This is a genomic window from Paraburkholderia guartelaensis (genome assembly GCF_004353905.1).
Taxonomy (GTDB): Bacteria; Pseudomonadota; Gammaproteobacteria; order Burkholderiales; family Burkholderiaceae; genus Paraburkholderia; species Paraburkholderia guartelaensis.
Window position 1 is genome coordinate 99,844 of record NZ_SMOD01000004.1, and the last position, 18,131, is coordinate 117,974.

General features: G+C 64.8%; 13 protein-coding genes. 7 read left to right on the top strand and 6 right to left on the bottom strand.

The features are described 5' to 3' along the window. Positions 1-83 precede the first annotated feature (83 nt). The 4 genes from E1N52_RS06775 (at position 84) to E1N52_RS06790 (ending at position 6,569) form a co-directional block, all read left to right on the top strand. Entirely contained in the window at positions 84-884 is an 801-nt protein-coding gene (locus E1N52_RS06775; RefSeq protein ID WP_133181367.1) for an inositol monophosphatase family protein, read from the top strand. Between the two features lie 155 nt (positions 885-1,039). Then, positions 1,040-2,338 carry a lysophospholipid transporter LplT gene (lplT, locus tag E1N52_RS06780; protein ID WP_133181368.1) on the top strand — a complete coding sequence of 433 codons (1,299 nt, stop codon included), beginning with the start codon at positions 1,040-1,042 and terminating at the stop codon, positions 2,336-2,338. Positions 2,339-2,434: 96 nt separating this feature from the next. Continuing rightward, positions 2,435-5,119, top strand: coding sequence for a DNA mismatch repair protein MutS (gene mutS / locus E1N52_RS06785; RefSeq protein WP_133181370.1), 2,685 nt, complete (start codon positions 2,435-2,437; stop codon positions 5,117-5,119). A 73-nt stretch (positions 5,120-5,192) separates the two neighbouring features. After that, entirely contained in the window at positions 5,193-6,569 is a 1,377-nt protein-coding gene (locus E1N52_RS06790; protein ID WP_205965585.1) for a hypothetical protein, read from the top strand. Positions 6,570-6,576: 7 nt separating this feature from the next. On the opposite strand, the gene E1N52_RS06795 is transcribed toward E1N52_RS06790, so the two are convergent. After that, complete coding sequence (locus E1N52_RS06795; RefSeq protein ID WP_133181372.1) at positions 6,577-7,122, bottom strand: FKBP-type peptidyl-prolyl cis-trans isomerase; 546 nt, start codon at positions 7,120-7,122, stop codon at positions 6,577-6,579. A 32-nt stretch (positions 7,123-7,154) separates the two neighbouring features. On the opposite strand from E1N52_RS06795, the gene E1N52_RS06800 reads away from it, so the two are divergent. Next, a complete protein-coding gene (locus tag E1N52_RS06800; protein ID WP_133181374.1) occupies positions 7,155-8,387 on the top strand; it encodes a ribosomal protein uL16 3-hydroxylase in 1,233 nt (410 codons plus the stop codon). 232 nt (positions 8,388-8,619) lie between these two features. Beyond that, positions 8,620-8,895: a hypothetical protein gene (locus E1N52_RS06810; protein ID WP_081771656.1), complete on the top strand. Its 276-nt coding sequence runs from the start codon at positions 8,620-8,622 to the stop codon at positions 8,893-8,895. Positions 8,896-9,072: 177 nt separating this feature from the next. Here the strand turns inward: E1N52_RS06810 and yoaA are convergent, their stop codons facing one another. The 3 genes from yoaA to E1N52_RS06825 all read right to left on the bottom strand — a co-directional run bounded on the left by yoaA (position 9,073) and on the right by E1N52_RS06825 (position 12,751). Continuing rightward, positions 9,073-11,343, bottom strand: a complete 2,271-nt coding sequence (yoaA, locus tag E1N52_RS06815) for a DNA repair helicase YoaA (protein WP_133181376.1) — start codon at positions 11,341-11,343, stop codon at positions 9,073-9,075. Positions 11,344-11,419: 76 nt separating this feature from the next. Then, complete coding sequence (locus tag E1N52_RS06820; RefSeq protein ID WP_028204122.1) at positions 11,420-11,653, bottom strand: DUF465 domain-containing protein; 234 nt, start codon at positions 11,651-11,653, stop codon at positions 11,420-11,422. Positions 11,654-11,740: 87 nt separating this feature from the next. After that, positions 11,741-12,751, bottom strand: coding sequence for a colicin transporter (locus tag E1N52_RS06825; protein ID WP_425468018.1), 1,011 nt, complete (start codon positions 12,749-12,751; stop codon positions 11,741-11,743). A gap of 192 nt (positions 12,752-12,943) precedes the next feature. Here E1N52_RS06825 and E1N52_RS06830 point away from each other — a divergent pair, with 192 nt between their 5' ends. Continuing rightward, positions 12,944-15,292, top strand: coding sequence for a Tex family protein (locus E1N52_RS06830; RefSeq protein WP_133181378.1), 2,349 nt, complete (start codon positions 12,944-12,946; stop codon positions 15,290-15,292). 100 nt (positions 15,293-15,392) lie between these two features. Here the strand turns inward: E1N52_RS06830 and E1N52_RS06835 are convergent, their stop codons facing one another. After that, positions 15,393-17,279 (bottom strand): potassium transporter Kup, encoded by a 1,887-nt coding sequence (locus tag E1N52_RS06835; protein WP_133181380.1) that lies wholly within the window; start codon positions 17,277-17,279, stop codon positions 15,393-15,395. Positions 17,280-17,540: 261 nt separating this feature from the next. After that, positions 17,541-18,110: a phosphoribosyltransferase gene (locus tag E1N52_RS06840; protein WP_133181381.1), complete on the bottom strand. Its 570-nt coding sequence runs from the start codon at positions 18,108-18,110 to the stop codon at positions 17,541-17,543. Positions 18,111-18,131 lie beyond the last annotated feature (21 nt).

Here is an 18,131-nt window from a genome sequence, read left to right on the forward strand (position 1 = left end):
TCCAATCGTTAGACGCTTTTATCTTTTGCACCACCGGCGCGCATTCAGCCTTCGCGAGCGCCGGACAACAAGGATCCTGGCTCATGCATCCCATGCTCAACATCGCTGTCAAGGCCGCGCGCCGCGCCGGACAGATCATCAACCGCGCGTCGCTCGATCTCGACCTCGTGCAGGTCGCGAAGAAGCAGCACAACGATTTCGTCACGGAAGTCGACAAGGCGGCCGAAGCCGCCATCATCGAAACGCTCAAGACCGCCTACCCCGACCACGCCATCCTCGCCGAGGAATCGGGCCAGTCGGATAACGAGTCCGAGTACCAGTGGATTATCGATCCGCTCGACGGCACCACCAACTTCATCCACGGCTTCCAGTACTACTGCGTCTCGATCGCGCTCGCACACAAGGGCCTCGTCACGCAGGCCGTGGTCTATGACCCGACGCGTAACGATCTCTTCACCGCATCGCGTGGCCGCGGCGCGTTCCTGAACGACCGCCGCATCCGCGTGGGCCGCCGCGACCGCCTCGCCGACGGCCTGATCGGCACCGGCTTCCCGTTCCGCGAGAAGGACGGCCTCGACAGCTACTGCGAACTGTTCGCCGAAATGACCAACGCGTGCGCGGGTCTGCGCCGCCCGGGCGCGGCCGCGCTCGATCTGGCCAACGTCGCCGCCGGCCGCATGGACGGCTTCTTCGAGCAGGGCCTCAATCCGTGGGATGTCGCCGCGGGCGGCCTGCTCGTGACGGAAGCCGGCGGTCTGATCGGCAACTACACGGGCGATTCGGACTTCCTGCACGTGGGCGAAGTCGTCGCGGGCAACCCGAAGATCTACGCACAGATGGTGCCGATCCTCTCGAAGTACACGCGCGTCACCAAGGCGGCGTAAGCGCCCATGCGCGTCGCGGTGCACGCGTTGTTCCACCGCGACGCATGCAGAGCGCGCGCCAGGTCAGGCCTGGCCCCCGCATGCGCATCGAGCGGCTTCGGCCGCTTTTTTGTTTCGGCCGTCGCCCTGCTGCAAGAGGACCACGCACGCATCCGATGAAAAAAGGCTTCTACACGATCATCGCCGCGCAGTTCGTGTCGTCGCTCGCCGACAACGCGCTCCTCATCGCGGCGATTGCGCTGCTCACGGTGATTGCTTCGCCCGCCTGGGTCACGCCGCTCCTGCAGATCTTTTTCACGATCTCGTATGTGTTGCTCGCGCCTTTCGTGGGCGCGTTTGCCGACGCCCTGCAAAAGCGCCACGTGATGTTCGTCTCGAACGCGCTCAAGGCGTGCGGCTGTCTGCTGATGATCGCGGGCGTGCATCCGATGATCGCGTATGGCGTGGTCGGCTTCGGCGCGGCGGCTTACTCGCCTGCAAAGTACGGAATCCTGACGGAATTGCTGCCGGCCGAAAAGCTCATCGCCGCCAATGCGTGGCTCGAATCGGCCACGGTGCTTTCCACCATCGTCGGCACGATGATGGGCGGCGCACTCGTTTCGACTTACGCCGACCGTTTCGTCACGCGCCATCCGTGGCCGGCAATCCATTCGGCCGCCGACCTCGCGATGCTCGCCGTGATGATCACGTACGTGTTCGCCGCGATCATCAACATCGGCATTCCCGACACGGGCGCGCGCTACGAGAACCGGCTCAGGGAGCCGGCTCGTCTCATGGGCGATTTCACGCATAGCTTCAACGTGCTCTGGACCGACAAGCTCGCGCAGATCGCACTCTGGGTCACGACCCTGATGTGGGGCGCCGCTGTCACGCTGCAACTGCTCGTGCTCAAGTGGGCCGACGCGAATCTCGGTCTCTCGCTCTCGAAAGCCGCGGTGATGCAGGGTGTGACGGGACTCGGCATCGCGCTCGGCGCGGGAGCGGCCGCCGCATGGGTGTCGCTGCGCGCCTCACTGCGCGTGCTGCCCGTGGGCGTGCTGTGCGGCGCGGTGGCGATAGGCATGGCGTTCTATAGCAAAGGCCTCTTTCCGCAAGGCGTTGGCGTGCGCTTCGGCACGTTCATCGTGCCCTTCTATCTGCTTTTCGCGTACCCGCTGATGGTGCTGCTCGGCGTGCTCGCCGGTTTCTTCATCGTGCCGATGAACGCCCTGCTCCAGCATCGCGGCGCGACGCTGCTTTCGGCGGGCCATTCGATCGCGGTGCAGAATTTCAATCAGAATCTCGCGGTGCTGCTCATGCTCGGCGCGTATGCGCTGCTGCTCACCGCGAAGGTCCCCGTGCAGTGGATCATCGTCGTGTTCGGCCTGTTCGTTTCCACGATGATCTGGCTCGCCATGCGGCACAGTGCGGCAAACGCGCGCACCGTCGACATGCAGGCGCTGGTGGACGAATGACGGAAGCACTGGTGACGGCGTTAGCCGAAAGGCTGACTTTACATGCAATCGGCGCGCGTTAAACTCACGCCCTGAACCCCTAGCAAGACACCGAGGATGGCTACACACACCGCAGGCGCAGCCGACATCGCGCAACACACTCCCATGATGCAGCAGTACCTGCGCATCAAGGCCGATCATCCGGGCACGCTCGTGTTCTACCGGATGGGCGACTTCTACGAGCTCTTCTTCGAAGACGCCGAGAAGGCCGCGCGCCTGCTCGACCTCACGCTCACGCAGCGCGGGGCCTCGGCGGGCAATCCGATCAAGATGGCGGGCGTGCCGCATCACGCGGTCGAGCAATATCTCGCGAAGCTCGTGAAACTGGGCGAGTCGGTCGCGATCTGCGAGCAGATCGGCGACCCGGCCACCTCCAAGGGTCCGGTCGAGCGCAAGGTCGTGCGCGTGGTGACACCCGGCACGCTGACCGACGCAGCCCTCCTTTCCGACAAGAACGACGTCTACCTGATGGCCGTTTGCCCCGGCCACAACCGGCGCGGCGTGACCGTCAACGTGGGCCTCGCGTGGCTCAATCTCGCCAGCGGCGCATTGCGCCTCGCGGAAGTCGCGCCGGAACAGGTCGCCACGGCATTCGAGCGCATTCGGCCCGCGGAAATTCTCGTCGCGGAAATGCCGGCGGAAACCGCCGCCTGGGCGCCACCCGCTGGATCGGGTGCGCTTACACGCGTGCCGGCATGGCACTTCGACGTCGGCTCGGGCAAACAGCGCCTGTGCGACCAACTCGACGTGGCGAGCCTCGACGGCTTCGGCGCGCAAACGCTCACGAGCGCGTGTGGCGCGGCGGGCGCGCTGCTGCTCTATGCGGCGGCCACGCAGGGCCAGCAACTGCGCCACGTGCGCAGCCTGAAGGTCGAAGCCGAATCGGAATACATCGGGCTCGATCCGGCCACGCGCCGCAATCTCGAACTCACGGAAACGTTGCGCGGTACCGAATCGCCCACACTCTGCTCGCTGCTCGACACGTGCAGTACGGCCATGGGCAGCCGCTTGCTGCGTCACTGGCTCCATCACCCGCCGCGCGAAGCCGCGATCGCGCAAATGCGCCAGCAGGCCATCGGCGCATTGCTCGAGGCGCCGCCACAAGCGAGCGTCGATACCTTGCGCAGCGCCTTGCGCCAGATCGCCGACGTAGAACGCATTACCGGGCGCCTCGCGCTGCTTTCCGCGCGCCCGCGCGATCTGTCGAGCCTGCGCGACACCTTTGCGGCCCTGCCCGCGCTACGCGAACAGGTCGCAGCCGCAAGCGGCGCGGCCACGTCGCTTGCGCACATTGCCGAGGCGCTCGAACCGCCCGCCGAGTGCGCGGCGCTCTTGCAGCGCGCGGTCGCGCCGGAACCGGCAGCGATGGTCCGCGACGGCGGCGTGATCGCACGTGGCTACGATGCGGATCTCGACGAACTGCGCGACATCTCCGAGAACTGCGGTCAGTTCCTGCTCGACCTCGAAACGCGCGAGCGTACACGCACCGGCATCGGCAATCTGCGCGTCGAGTACAACAAGGTGCACGGCTTCTATATCGAAGTCACACGCGGCCAGACCGACAAGGTTCCCGACGACTATCGCCGTCGCCAGACGCTCAAGAACGCCGAGCGTTACATCACGCCGGAGCTGAAAACATTCGAGGACAAGGCGCTCTCGGCGCAGGAACGTGCGCTTTCGCGCGAAAAGGCGCTCTACGACGCGCTGCTGCAGTCGCTGCTGCCATTCATTCCCGACTGCCAGCGCGTGGCCGCTGCACTCGCGGAACTCGACCTGCTCGCCGCGTTCGCGGAACGCGCCCGCGCGCTCGACTGGAATGCGCCCACGTTTACGGAAACGCCCGGCATCGAAATCGAGCAAGGCCGTCATCCCGTGGTCGAAGCGCAGGTCGAGCAGTTCATCGCCAACGACTGTCTGCTTTCGGCCGAGCGCAAGCTGCTGCTCATCACCGGCCCGAACATGGGCGGTAAATCGACCTTCATGCGCCAGACCGCGCTCATCGCCTTGCTCGCTTACGTGGGCAGCTACGTGCCGGCAAAGCGCGCCAGCTTCGGGCCGATCGACCGCATCTTCACGCGTATCGGCGCCGCCGACGATCTCGCGGGCGGCCGCTCGACCTTCATGGTCGAGATGACCGAAGCCGCAGCCATTCTCAACGACGCCACGCCGCAAAGCCTCGTGCTCATGGATGAGATCGGGCGCGGCACTTCGACGTTCGACGGACTCGCGCTCGCGTGGGCCATCGCGCGGCATCTGCTCGCGCACAACGGTTGCCACACACTCTTCGCCACGCACTACTTCGAGCTCACGCAACTGCCGGCCGAATTTGCGCAGGCGGCGAACGTGCATCTTTCAGCCGTCGAGCACGGCCATGGCATCGTCTTCCTCCATGCGGTGCAGGAAGGCCCGGCGAACCAGAGCTACGGCCTGCAAGTCGCGCAACTCGCGGGTGTGCCCACGGCCGTGATCCGCGCCGCGCGCAAGCATCTCGTGCATCTGGAACAGCAATCGGCGGGGCAGCCCACGCCGCAGCTCGACCTGTTCGCGGCGCCCGCGGCCGAGTACGAAGACGAGGCGCCATTTGTGGAAGATCGCGCCGCGCCGGTTGAAGAGGATCGTGGCGCGTCGCTCGTCGCACAGCGGCTGCGCGAACTCGATCCAAACGAACTGCGCCCGCGCGACGCGCTCGACCTGTTGTACGAACTGCATGAGCTGGCCACGGCGCCGGACGCCAAACGCTAAGCGTCGCCTCGCGACGCCGCCGCGGCCATCGCAACCAGCGGGCCGCGGCAGTCCCCGCTCGCGCTATCTGAACATGATGCGCCGTGCGTCGTGCGTGTTGATGCTGGCTTCGTCACTGGGTTCGCCGCTCGCGGCGTTCGCACAGGCGCCTCGCTATGCCTTCGCGGTCGTGGCGAACGCGCTCACCTCGCAGTCCGAGGAAGCGTCGGCGCAGCGGCTCATCGATGCCATCGGGCGCGATCCGCAAATCGCTTTCACGGTCTACGACGGCAATCTCAAAGGCGCACACGAAACCTGTGCCGACCACCTTTACGAGCAACGTCACGACATTCTCGATGCGTCACGTGCGCCGCTCGTGTTCGTGCCCGGCGAACGGGACTGGGTCACCTGCGGCATGAACGGCTCGGGCGCCTACGATCCCGCCGAGCGGCTCGACTTCCTGCGCCAGAACTTCTTCTCCGATCCCAACGCGCTCGGCCAAACTCCCTTGACGCTCACGCGCGAGAGCGAAGTCTCACGCTTCCGGCCGTACCGGGAAAACGTGCGCTGGCAACTTGGCGACACCGTGTTCATCGGCCTGAACGTGCCGGACGGCAACAATCACTATCTCAATGCGGGTGGGCGCAATGGCGAGTTCGAAGACCGCGTGATCGCCAACGGCTTCTGGCTCGAACATGCGGCCGAGTTTGCGAAGCGCCGCAACGCGCGCGCGATCGTCATCTTCATGCAAGGCAACGCGATGCCCGAGCACTATGAGCGTCCAGACCGCTTCGCGTGGCTGCGCTTTCATCGTGCACCGCGCGACGGTTACCTCGAATTGCGCCGCAGCCTTGTGAAGCTCGCCGAGATTTTCCGTGGCCAGATAATCGTCGTGAACGCGGACGACTCGAAGCTCGCACATGGCTTCACGATCGACCAGCCGCTGCGTAACGACAAGGGCGCAAAGATAGAGAACGTTACGCGCATCGCGTTCTCACTGCGCGATCCGCTCACGCAATGGCTGCAGGTGGACGCCGACATGGCGCGCCGCACGCCGCTGCGCGTGAGCGTGCGCGATGTACCGAAACATCTGCCGCTGTTGCCCGCGCAGCCGTCGCCGTACACGCCGGGCGTGGGTTCGTCGCCCGCGATGCCGGAAATGCCTGAAGTATCGTCGATGCCGGATGTGACCGAGATTCCCGGCATGCCGCAGTCGCCCGACGTCGCGCCCGTGACGCCTGGCGCATCGGGAACCGCCGTGCCTCCCGGCTTGCCGCCGGCCGGCAACGGCGTGCTGATGCCCGCCTGGCCCACGCAGGGTGGCCAGAATGGCTTAAACGGTCGGAATGATGCGAACGGCCAGAACGGCCTGGGTGGTGGAAACAGCGGCGGAAGCAATGGCAGCAATGGCCAGCCGCCTGACCGGCTGCAGCCGCCCGGCGCACCGGCGTCAGGCGGCTTCGTGCAGTGATCTGCGATTAGTGCAGGGTGGGTTTCGAGGCGCCTTCGTCGTCGCCGTCTTCTTCGTCTTCGTCGATGATTTCGAGGCCGTCCGCGCCATGCGCGTGCTCATGTTCGATTTCGTCTTCGGTGGCCGTGCGCACTTCCTTGACCGTGAGCGCGAAACGCAGCGCCATGCCCGCTAGCGGATGGTTGCCGTCGAGCACGACCTTGTCTTCCGCGACGTCCGTGACCGTATAGATCAGCGTGTCGAGGTCTTCGTCGCCTTCTTCGGGCGTGCCTTCGAACTGCATGCCGACTTCGAGCGGCTCCGGGAAGCGGTTGCGCGGCTCGATCTTCACGAGCTCGGGATCGTATTCCCCGAAAGCGTCCTGCGGCTCAAGCTGGATCTGGGTCTCGAAGCCCGGCTCCTGCCCGTCCAGCACTTCCTCGATCTTGGGGAACGTGCCATCATAGCCGCCGTGCAGATAGACCATCGGCTCGTCGCTTTCCTCAATCAGATTGCCCTGCGCATCCGATAGCTTGTAAGCGACCGACACGACGGTGTCCTTTGCAATTTTCATTCGATCCTCCAGATTACAGACCACATTATACGATGCCGAAGCGGTCCCCAGACCACCCGGTGGACGCGCGCAAGCAGCGCTCCTCCCTCCCCCTGGCATGCCCCGCGCCCGATGTTGCCACGCCGCTTCTGGGCGGCCTGACCCCGGCGCAGTTCATGCGCAAATACTGGCAGAAAAAGCCGCTCTTGATCCGCCAGGCGATTCCCGACATCGAAGCGCCGCTCTCACGTGAAGCCCTCTTCGCGCTCGCAGACAGCGACGATGTCGAGTCGCGTCTCATCACGCATTTTCGCCGCCGCTGGGCGCTCGAACACGGCCCGTTCTCGCCGGACGAACTACCCTCGCCGAAGACCCGCCAGTGGACGCTCCTCGTGCAGGGCGCCGACCTGCACGACGACCGCGCGCGTGCCCTCCTCGAGCGCTTTCGCTTCGCGCCCGACGCTCGGCTCGACGACCTCATGATCTCCTACGCATCGGACGGCGGCGGTGTCGGCCCGCACTTCGATTCGTATGATGTCTTCTTGCTGCAGGTGCACGGCAAGCGCCGCTGGCGCTTTGGCGCACAGCGCGACCTGTCGCTGCAGGAAGGCCTGCCGCTCAAGATTCTCGCGAACTTCCAGCCTGAAGAAGAGTGGGTGCTTGAGCCGGGCGACATGCTGTACCTGCCGCCGCACATTGCGCACGACGGCATCGCCGAAGGCGAATGCATGACCTGCTCGATCGGCTTTCGTTCTCCTTCCACGAACGAATTGACGAGCCAGTTTCTTTACTGGCTCGCCGAGCGCGGCGCCGATAGCGGAAACGGCAAGCCCACGCTTTACCGCGACCCCAACCAGCCGGCCGTGGCGCATCCCGCGCAGCTTCCTCCGGCACTCGTAGAGCGTGTTGGCGACGTGCTTGCTAAAGTGCGCTGGAGCGACGCCGACGTCTCCTCGTTCGTGGGCTCCTGGCTGTCGGAACCGAAAGCAAATGTCGTGTTCGACGCCCCCGAAAAACCGCTCGACGAAGCGCGTTTCGTTGCGCGAGCGGTAAAAGATGGGATAACACTCGACCGCAGGACAATCCTGCTTTACGATTCGCGGTCGTATTACCTGAACGGGGAACAGTACTTGCTCAAAGAGGCAAGAAAGTGGCTGCCGGCACTGGCCGACAGGCGCTCTATGGACGGGAAACGCTTTGTAACACTCTCACACGATTCGTGTGTGACAGCGTTGCTACACGAGTGGTATCGTGCGGGCTGGATTCGGACCGGGGTGCTTGCCTAAGCGCTTCGGACTGTTATACCGTACTAAAATAGTGCTTGTATGAGAAAGACAACGTATTGTCCCCGGATTTGTCGACGGTCGATACGAAAGTGCCTATAATTTCCGGCCAGGCCGTAGGGAAGATTCACGCTCTTGCAGTGCGTCTCCACCAGCGGCTCAGGTCGGTGTTGGGGCACATTTACCGGTATTATTTTGCGCTGTTGCTTACCTTTAACCATAAAAGGACGTGATCATGAAGAAATCCCTCCTCGTAGCATCCCTGCTGGCAGCTGTTGCACTCGCTGCGTGCAACAAGAGCAGCGACCAAGCTGCTGCGCCGGCTAGCGATGCTGCTGCTGCTTCGGCACCGGCTGCTGCTGCTTCGGATTCGGCAGCTGCTGCTTCGGGCGCTGCTGCTGCTGCGAGCGACGCTGCTGCTTCGGCTACCGCCGCTGCTTCGGACGCTGGCGCTGCTGCTTCGGACGCAGGCGCTTCGGCTCCGGCTGCTGCTTCGGGCGCAAGCCAGTAAGTTGCGTTCGCGCGACGCTCACCCGGGGCCTCGGTCCCGGTGGGCATCGCAGCGAATCGCCGTACGGTCTGCTGCTTGCGTCAAACGCGCTACAGACATCCGGCGGGCAAGCAAAAAAGCCACGAACTCACGTTCGTGGCTTTTTTGTTATGCGGCGCGCATGAAGCTGCATGAGACTTAACGCGCTTCGCCAGACTCCCCTGCCTCCTCGCTCTTCTCTTCGAAGAACGCCTGCACCACTTCGATCTCCCGGGTCCGCTTGAACGGCGGCAGGCTTTGCCAGATTCGTCGTCCATACGGTTTGTCGACGAGACGGGTGTCGCAAATCATCAACACGCCGCGGTCGGTTTCCGCGCGAATCAGTCGCCCCGCGCCCTGCTTGAGCGTGATCACCGCCTGCGGAAGCTGATGGACCGCGAACGGGCTTAGACCTTTCTTCGCCAGCGCGTCGAGGCGCGCCGCCAGCACCGGATCGTCGGGCGGCGCGAACGGCAGCTTGTCGATCACCACGAGCGACAGCGCATCGCCGCGCACGTCCACGCCTTCCCAGAAGCTCTGGCTGCCCACGAGGATCGCATTCCCATAGGCTCGGAAGCGCTCGAGCAGTTCCGTGCGGCTCGCGTCGCCCTGCACGAGCAGCGGCGTGTTCCAGCCGCGCGCTTCGATCGTGTCGCGCAGTTTCTGGGCTATGCGGTCAACGGCACGCAACGTCGTGCACAGCATGAAGACACCGCCGCCCGACGCCTCGATCGCCGGCAGCGCCGCGTCGAACACGGCGTCGGTGAACTGCGGCGACGACGGCTGCGGCATGTTGCGCGGCACGTAAAGCAGCCCTTGCGTCGGATAGTCGAACGGGCTCGGCAGCGTCATCGAGCGGCGCGAACTCAGGCCCATCTGCGCCGCGTAGTGCGTGAAGTCGCCACGCACCGAAAGCGTGGCCGAGGTGAAGACCCACGTGCGTGGCACACCGGCACGCTGCTTGGCGAAGATCGGCGCCACGGAGAGCGGGGTTTCGTGCAACTGCACCGTGTGCGAGAACACCTCGACCCAGCGGACTTTCTCGTCAGCGTCGTCCGATGCGTGAGCGTTTTCGTCCTGCCCATCCGCATCGGCCTTGCGTGTTTCACGCGATGGCGCGGCGCCCTGGGGCGCGGTCCAGCCCGCGAGGATGCCCTGGAGCTCGCGCGCGCGGCGCAGGCACGCGCCGATCGATTCGGCACGCTCGGCCTGCCCCGCGAGCGCCGTGGCCAGCACGCCCAGTTCGGTTTGCAGCGCGTCGAGCGCATCGAAGAGCGGGTGATCCTCGGGCAACTGCGTAATCGACAGCCGCAGCGAATCTTCCTTGAACGCGAGCCGCACGTCACGCGCTGCGCGCTCCAGCGCCGCGCCGAGCTTGACCCACTCCACCGCGTCGCGCGCGTGGCTCAGACCTTCGGCCACGCAATCGCGCGCGAGCTCGAGGAACTGCGCGGTCGAGAGCGTTTCGCCGAAAAAGAGCGTTGCCGTTTCGGGCAGCTGGTGCGCTTCGTCGAAGATGATCGTATTCGCGCTCGGCAGCAGTTCGGCCATGCCGGTGTCGCGCAGCATGATGTCGGCGAAGAACAGATGGTGATTCACCACCACGATGTCGGCCTGCTGCGCCTCGCGGCGCGCCTGCATCACGAAGCAGTCCTTGTAATGCGGACACTCCTGGCCAAGACAGTTATCGCGCGTCGATGTGACCATCGACCACACGGCCGCCGTCTCGGGCACGCTCGCGAGCTCGGCTTTGTCGCCCGAGCGCGTGATCTTCGCGAAGCGCACGATTTCCTGCAGATACGCGGTTTCCTGGCGCGACGGCAGCCGGCCGTTGTCGGCCGTGCGCTGCAGGTAGTAGTGGCACAGATAGTTGGCGCGGCCCTTGAGCATCGCAACACTTACGGGCACCGCCAGGGCGTCGCGCACGGTGGGAATATCGCGCGCAAAGAGCTGGTCCTGCAAGTGCTTCGTGCCCGTCGAGACGACCACCTTGCCGCCCCACAGCATGGCTGGCACGAGGTACGCATAGGTCTTGCCCGTGCCCGTGCCCGCCTCGACGATCAGCGTGTTGTCGCCGTTCTCGGCTGCGGCGCGCGCCGCTTCCTCGGCGGCGGGCTGCGCCGGTGCACCACGTTCGACGCGCCGCGCCGGGCGCGACTGGAGTTCGAACGCCGCGGGATCGGGCAGGGATTGCGCGGCAGCTTCCATCGCGGCCGCGACCGCACGCGCCATTTCGATCTGCGCAGCGCGTGGGCGATAGCCGTCGATCTCGCGAGCGAGCAAGCCGTCGGCCGCGAAGAGCTCTTCGAGCTCGGCGGCGCGGCGCGCGCTCAACACGGGTGCAGCGGCTGTTTGTGTCGCACGCGCGTCGGCCTCCGGCGCGCCGCCTTCGCGCGCGGGCCGGGATCGGGAAACGGTCGTTGAATTCAAGGCAAGCGGTTCCTGCTCGGTCCGGAAGGGCGCAACGCGCCGACTGCCGCGCCCCGGCGCCTGCCAGGACCCGGAATCAGGCGTGCCCGTCCGAAGTCTTCGTTGAATCGGGGTCCAGCTGCAGTTGCAGCAGGAGGATGTTGTCCTTGACCTTGAGCTTGCGCTTCTTCAGCCTCTGCAGCTCGAGATCGTCATAGTCCGGGGTGTCGGACATCCTGTCTATCAGGCGGTCCAGATCGCCATGTTCCGATTCCAGTTGCAGAATGCGGTCACGAAGGACCTCGGTCTTGACTTCACGATGCTCGCGCATGCTCGCCTCCTCGACATATGCGGCGCGCGCTTGCGAAGGACGACGCGCCTGAGGTTGCAGTCCGGCTGAAAAAGCGTGCTACTCGTGCTACTGGTCCTGCTGTTCTTCCTGCTGCTGCTTTTCCTGTTGCTTCTGCTGATCTTCTTGTTGCTGCTTTTGCTGCGCCTTCTCGGCCGCCTGTTTCTGACGCTCTTCGACATCGGCCTTGTGCTTCGCCGCGTCTTCCTGCTTCTGCTGGTAGCGCTGGGCCTTATCGGCGCGTTCTTGAGCCTTTTGTTCGCCCTGGCGGCGCGCTTCGTCAAGCTGGTTCTGGTAATTCGCCTGCTTCTGGTCGTACGCCGCCTGGTTCGCGTTGCGCTGCGATTGCTCGCCCTGGCGCTGTGCCTGGGCCAGCGCATGCTGCCGCTGCTTTTCCTCGTACGCCTGCTCGTTCGCCGCACGCTGCGGCGCTTCGGCCTGGCGTTGCGCCTGATCGAGCGCGTGTTGCTGCTGCTTCTGTTCGTACGCCTGTGCGCTTGCCGCTTCGTTGGCGGCGCGCTGCGGCGCATTCGCTTCGTCCTGCGCGCGTTGCAAGGCGGCCTGCTGGTCGCGCTGCTGCGCATGCGCGGCACGTTTTTCGTCGTCGAGCGCCAGTTGCTCGCGGCGGATATCGGCCTGCACGACACGCATCTTGTCGCGCGCGTTGCCGATGCAATGATTCACGAAGAACGTGCTGTAGCAGTTGTGCTGCGCGACTGCATACTGATAGTCGTTCTCCGCGGTACGACGGTCCAGCACCTGCTGCCGTGCGTCGAAGTCGCTCTGCTGCGACTGTGCCGTGCCGGCGACCCCAGCCACGTCAGACGCCGCGAGCGGCGCGTTGCCCGATGCCGACGGCTGCATCGGCACAGTTGGCGCGCCTTGCTGCTGCAGCGGCCCTGTCACTCCGACCGCCTGCGCGAGGGCCGGAACGCTCGCACCGAGGCTCAACGCTACGGCACAAATTGCCCCAAGAGCGGGGAACCGCCGCGTGACGCCATGAGGCGTGCGAAACCGGGCAAGGGGCAAATCAGGAGAGAAGCGGGAGGTCGTCAACGTCTTCTGTGGGCAGCGGAACATGGGGGAAATTCTAACACCCCCCGGGTTGAGCGCTCGGCCATTTATGGCAAAATGCCCCGCTCCACCGGCCGGCGGGCGCACCCGGCAACGTGCCTTTTTGCACACCGGGCGCGCCGGGCGCTCAAGCCCGCGCCGGCCGCCGGAGCGCAACTCCGGACCGCAAACCGATCCTCGCAGGAATATCCAGACCCTATGACGGAAACCGTAGCACTCAAGATCGTCCAGCGTATCGCCACTGAACTGAGCGTGCAGCCGCGCCAGGTCGCAGCCGCCGTGCAGCTTCTCGACGAAGGCTCGACCGTTCCGTTCATCGCCCGTTACCGCAAGGAAGTCACGGACAATCTCGACGATACGCAGCTGCGTACGCTCGAAGAACGCCTGCTCTATCTGCGCGAACTCGAAGACCGCCGCGCGACGATCCTCGCGAGCATCGAGGAACAAGGCAAGCTCACCGACGAACTGCGCAGCGCGATCGAAGCCGCCGACAGCAAGCAGGTTCTCGAAGACCTCTATCTGCCCTACAAGCCCAAGCGCCGTACGCGCGCGCAGATCGCACGCGAAGCCGGCCTGCAGCCGCTCGCCGACGCGCTGCTCGCGAACCCGCTGCTCGACCCGCAAACGGAAGCCGCACAGTACGTCGATGCCGAAAAGGGCGTCGCCGACGTCAAGGCCGCGCTCGACGGCGCACGCGACATCCTCTCCGAACAGTTTGGCGAAACGGCCGAACTGCTGGGCAAACTGCGCGACTGGCTGCACAACCAGGGCGTGGTGATGTCGAGCGTGGTCGAGGGCAAGGAAAACGAGGAAGGCGAGAAGTTCCGCGACTACTACGACTATTCCGAGACGATCAAGACCGTGCCGTCGCACCGTGCGCTCGCGCTGTTCCGCGGCCGCAACGCCGGTGTGCTGATGGTCAAGCTCGGCCTTGGCGGCGAACTGGACACGCAGGTGCCGCATCCGGGCGAAGCGATGATCGCGCGCCACTTCGGCATTGCGAACCAGAATCGCCCGGCCGACAAATGGCTCTCCGATGTCTGCCGCTGGTGCTGGCGCGTGAAGGTGCAGCCGCATATCGAAAACGAGCTGCTGACCAACCTGCGCGAGCAGGCGGAAAACGAAGCGATCCGCGTGTTCGCGCGCAATCTCAAGGATCTGCTGCTTGCCGCGCCGGCCGGCCCCAAGGCCGTGATCGGCCTCGATCCGGGCCTGCGCACCGGCGTGAAGGTCGCCGTGGTCGACCGCACGGGCAAGCTGCTCGCCACCGACACGATCTACCCGCACGAGCCGCGCCGCGACTGGGACGGCTCGCTCGCGAAGCTCGCGCGCATCGCCGCGCAGACGCAAGCGGAACTCATCAGCATCGGCAACGGCACGGCCTCGCGTGAAACCGACAAGCTCGCGAGCGAGCTGATCTCGAAGCATCCCGAACTGAAGCTTCAGAAGATCGTGGTTTCCGAAGCCGGAGCGTCGGTTTATTCGGCGTCCGAACTGGCTGCGAAGGAATTCCCCGAGCTCGACGTGTCGCTGCGCGGCGCCGTTTCCATTGCGCGCCGTTTGCAAGACCCGCTCGCCGAACTCGTGAAGATCGAGCCGAAAGCGATTGGCGTGGGCCAATACCAGCACGACGTGAACCAGCGCGAACTCGCGCGCTCGCTCGACGCCGTGGTCGAGGACTGCGTGAACGCCGTGGGTGTCGATGCGAACACGGCCTCCGTCGCCCTGCTCGCCCGCGTGTCGGGCCTGAACTCGACGCTCGCGCGCAATATCGTCGATTTCCGCGATGCGAACGGCCCGTTCCCCTCGCGTGAGCATCTGAAGAAGGTGCCGCGCCTGGGCGACAAGACCTTCGAGCAGGCCGCCGGCTTCCTGCGCATCAACGGCGGCGACAATCCGCTCGATCGCTCGTCGGTGCACCCGGAAGCGTACCCCGTCGTCGAACGCATGCTCGCGAAGATCAAGCGTACGATCGGCGACGTGCTCGGCAGCCGCGAAGCGCTTTCGGGCCTCGCGCCCACCGAGTTCGTGGATGAACGTTTCGGTCTGCCGACGGTGCGTGACATCCTGAGCGAACTGGAAAAGCCGGGCCGCGATCCGCGCCCCGAGTTCAAAACGGCAACGTTCCGCGATGGCGTCGAGAAAGTGTCCGACCTCGTGCCGGGCATGCTGCTCGAAGGCGTCGTGACGAATGTGGCCGCGTTCGGCGCATTCATCGACGTGGGTGTGCATCAGGACGGGCTCGTGCACGTCTCGGCGATGTCGACGAAGTTCATCAAGGACCCGCACGAAGTCGTCAAGGCAGGCCAGGTCGTGAAGGTGAAGGTGCTCGACGTCGACGTGAAACGTCAGCGCATCGCGCTCACGATGCGTCTGGACGACGAGCCCGCGAGCGCCGGTGCGCCGCGCAGTGGCGGCGGCGGGGGCCAATCGGGCAACCGCGACAATCGCGGCGGCGGTAATCGCGACAACCGCGGCGGCCAGCGTTCGCGCGATGCGGAACCGGCGGGCGCGATGGCGGCGGCATTCGCGAAGCTCAAGCGCTGATGTCGGCATGACGCAATGTGGGGCCGCAACGGCTCACGTTGCGTGCGCAACAAAAAAGGCACCCCACAGGGTGCCTTTTTTACTGGTCGAAACGACGCAATCAGATCTCGATCTTCGTGCCGAGTTCGACCACGCGGTTCGCAGGAATGCTGAAGAAGTCGGTGGGCTTCGCGGCGTTCTGATGCATCCACGCGAACACGCGTTCGCGGAAGATCGACATACCCGGAAGCTGCGTCGGCACGACCGTCTCGCGCGCGAGGAAGAACGACGTGTCCATCATCTCGAACGTCATGTTGTGCGTGCGCGAAATCTCGTCGAGCACCGCCTGCACGTCGGGCGTTTCGTTGAAGCCGTAATCGGCCTTCACGAGATAGAGCCCGCCGCCGATATCCTTCACCGTCACCCGCTCTGCGTCCACCACATACGGAATGTCGCGTATCACGAACGTGAGGAAGATCGTGCGTTCGTGCAGCACCTTGTTGTGCTTGAGATTGTGCAGCAGGCTCACCGGCACGAGCGATTCGCTGCCCGTGAGATAGATCGCCGTGCCCGAAACGCGATGCGGAGGGTGCGCGAGCAGCCCTTGCAGGAAAGGCATGAGCGGAATACCGTCGGCGGCCGTGCGCTCCTTCACGATCATGCGGCCCTTGAACCAGGTCATCAGCAGGAAGAACAGCAGCGCGCCGATGCCGAGCGGCAGCCAGCCCCCCTCCTCGACCTTCAACAGGTTCGCGCCGAAGAAGCCCAGATCGACGGCCAGTAGCACGGTGATGATGCAGGTGACGAGGGCCTTGTTCCACTTCCACACCTTCGTCATCACGACGGCGACGAGCACCGTGGTGATCACCATCGTAGCGGTCACGGCGATACCGTAGGCGGCGGCCAGATTGTCCGAACTCTTGAAGGCAACCACGATGCACAGAATGATGAAGAGCAGCATCCAGTTCACGACCGGCACGTAGATCTGGCCGATCGCGAGGTCCGACGTGTGCAGCACCTTCATGCGCGGCACGTAGCCAAGCAGAATGGCCTGGCTCGTGAGGGAGTACGCACCGGAGATCACAGCCTGCGAAGCGATCACGGTCGCCACCGTCGAAAGCACGACGAGCGGCAGCAACGCCCAATCCGGCGCGAGCAGGAAGAACGGGTTTTCGATCGCGCGATGGTCCTGCATCAGCAGCGCGCCCTGCCCGAAGTAGTTGAGCACGAGCGAGGGCATCACGAGCACGTACCAGGCGTAGCGAATAGGCTGCGCGCCGAAGTGACCCATGTCGGCGTAGAGTGCTTCCGCGCCGGTCAGCACCAGCACGACCGAGCCGAGCACCACGTAGGCCTGCAGCATATGTGCGCCCATGAAGGCGACCGCATAGTACGGATTGAGCGCGGCGATGACACCCGGGGCCTGCACGATGCGCGAAACGCCAAGCACGCCGATCGTGATGAACCACAGCACCATGATCGGCCCGAACAGGCGCCCGACGAGCGCCGTACCGTGACGCTGGATCCAGAACAGTGCGACCAGGATCACCATGGTGAGTGGCAGCACGAGGTGCGAGAGCTTCGGCGCGGCGATCTCGAGGCCCTCCACCGCCGATATCACCGAGATGGCTGGCGTGATGACCGCGTCGCCGTAAAACATGCACGCGCCGAAGATGCCGAGCGCCGTGAGCAGCGCGGCAGCCTTGCTCTTGCGATTGAACGAGCGCATGGCGAGCGCCATGAGCGCCAGCACGCCGCCCTCGCCGTTGTTGTCGGCACGCATCACAAAAAGGACATATTTGACGCTCACGACGATCACGATCGCCCAGAACAGCAGCGAGATGACGCCGAGGATGGACGTCTCGTTGAGCGGAATGCCGTGGGCCGGGCTGAACGCCTCTTTCAGCGAATACAGCGGGCTCGTGCCGATGTCGCCGAACACCACGCCGATGGCCGCTACGGCGAGAGTAGGTAGCGGCTGCTTGGCCACGTGTGTGCTAGTTGTCATATACGCGGTAATCCGTTGCGAGGCGGAAAAAACGAGCGCTATTCTAAACCGGGCTGCGGCGGAAACCGAGCGGTCGTCGCGGCACTGCGACATCCCTTGGTCCCCGCGCAGTTTAGCACTGGCCCCAGATGCCGTCTGCCCGCCTGCGCCACGGCTGGCGAATCGGTGGGCGACGCACAAAAAAAACGGAGCCGTGAAGGCTCCGTCGCTGGATCTGGCCACCGCAGGTTTGGGAACACTGGCGGCGGCACGACCTCTGCATTACTTCTGCGCGTCTTGCGCTCGCTGCAGACCACGCTTGATCCACGCACCGAGATTGTGGGGGCGCACCGTATCCCACTCCTCGAACGGCTGGTGGATCCACGGATTGGTCGGCAGATGCTGGACGAAATAGTCCGGCGTTACCTTCGAGCAGCCCTTGTACCAGAGCACCGCCGAGCGCACGCCGGTCACAGCCGGGTAACGCTCCTTGAGGTGCTCCTGCACACGAGCGAGCGTGACGCCCGAATCGACGAGATCGTCGACGAGCAGCACGTTGCCCTCCAGGTGACCGCGCGTCATCGTGATGTACTGCGCGATGTCGAGCTCGCCCTGCTCCGTGCCGGCGGCTTCGCGGTACGAGCTGGTTGCGAGGATCGCGAGCGGCAGGTCATAGATGCGCGAGAGCTGGTCGCCCACGCGCAGACCGCCGCGTGCGAGGCACAGGATCTGGTCGAACTTCCAGCGCGACTCGTGCACCTTGAGCGCGAGCAGTTCGATCAGCCGGTGATACTCGTCCCAGCCGACCCACAGGTTCTTTTCGTCGTTGCGCGGGTCCATCATTTGAATCATTTTTGCTTCTGCCTTCTTACC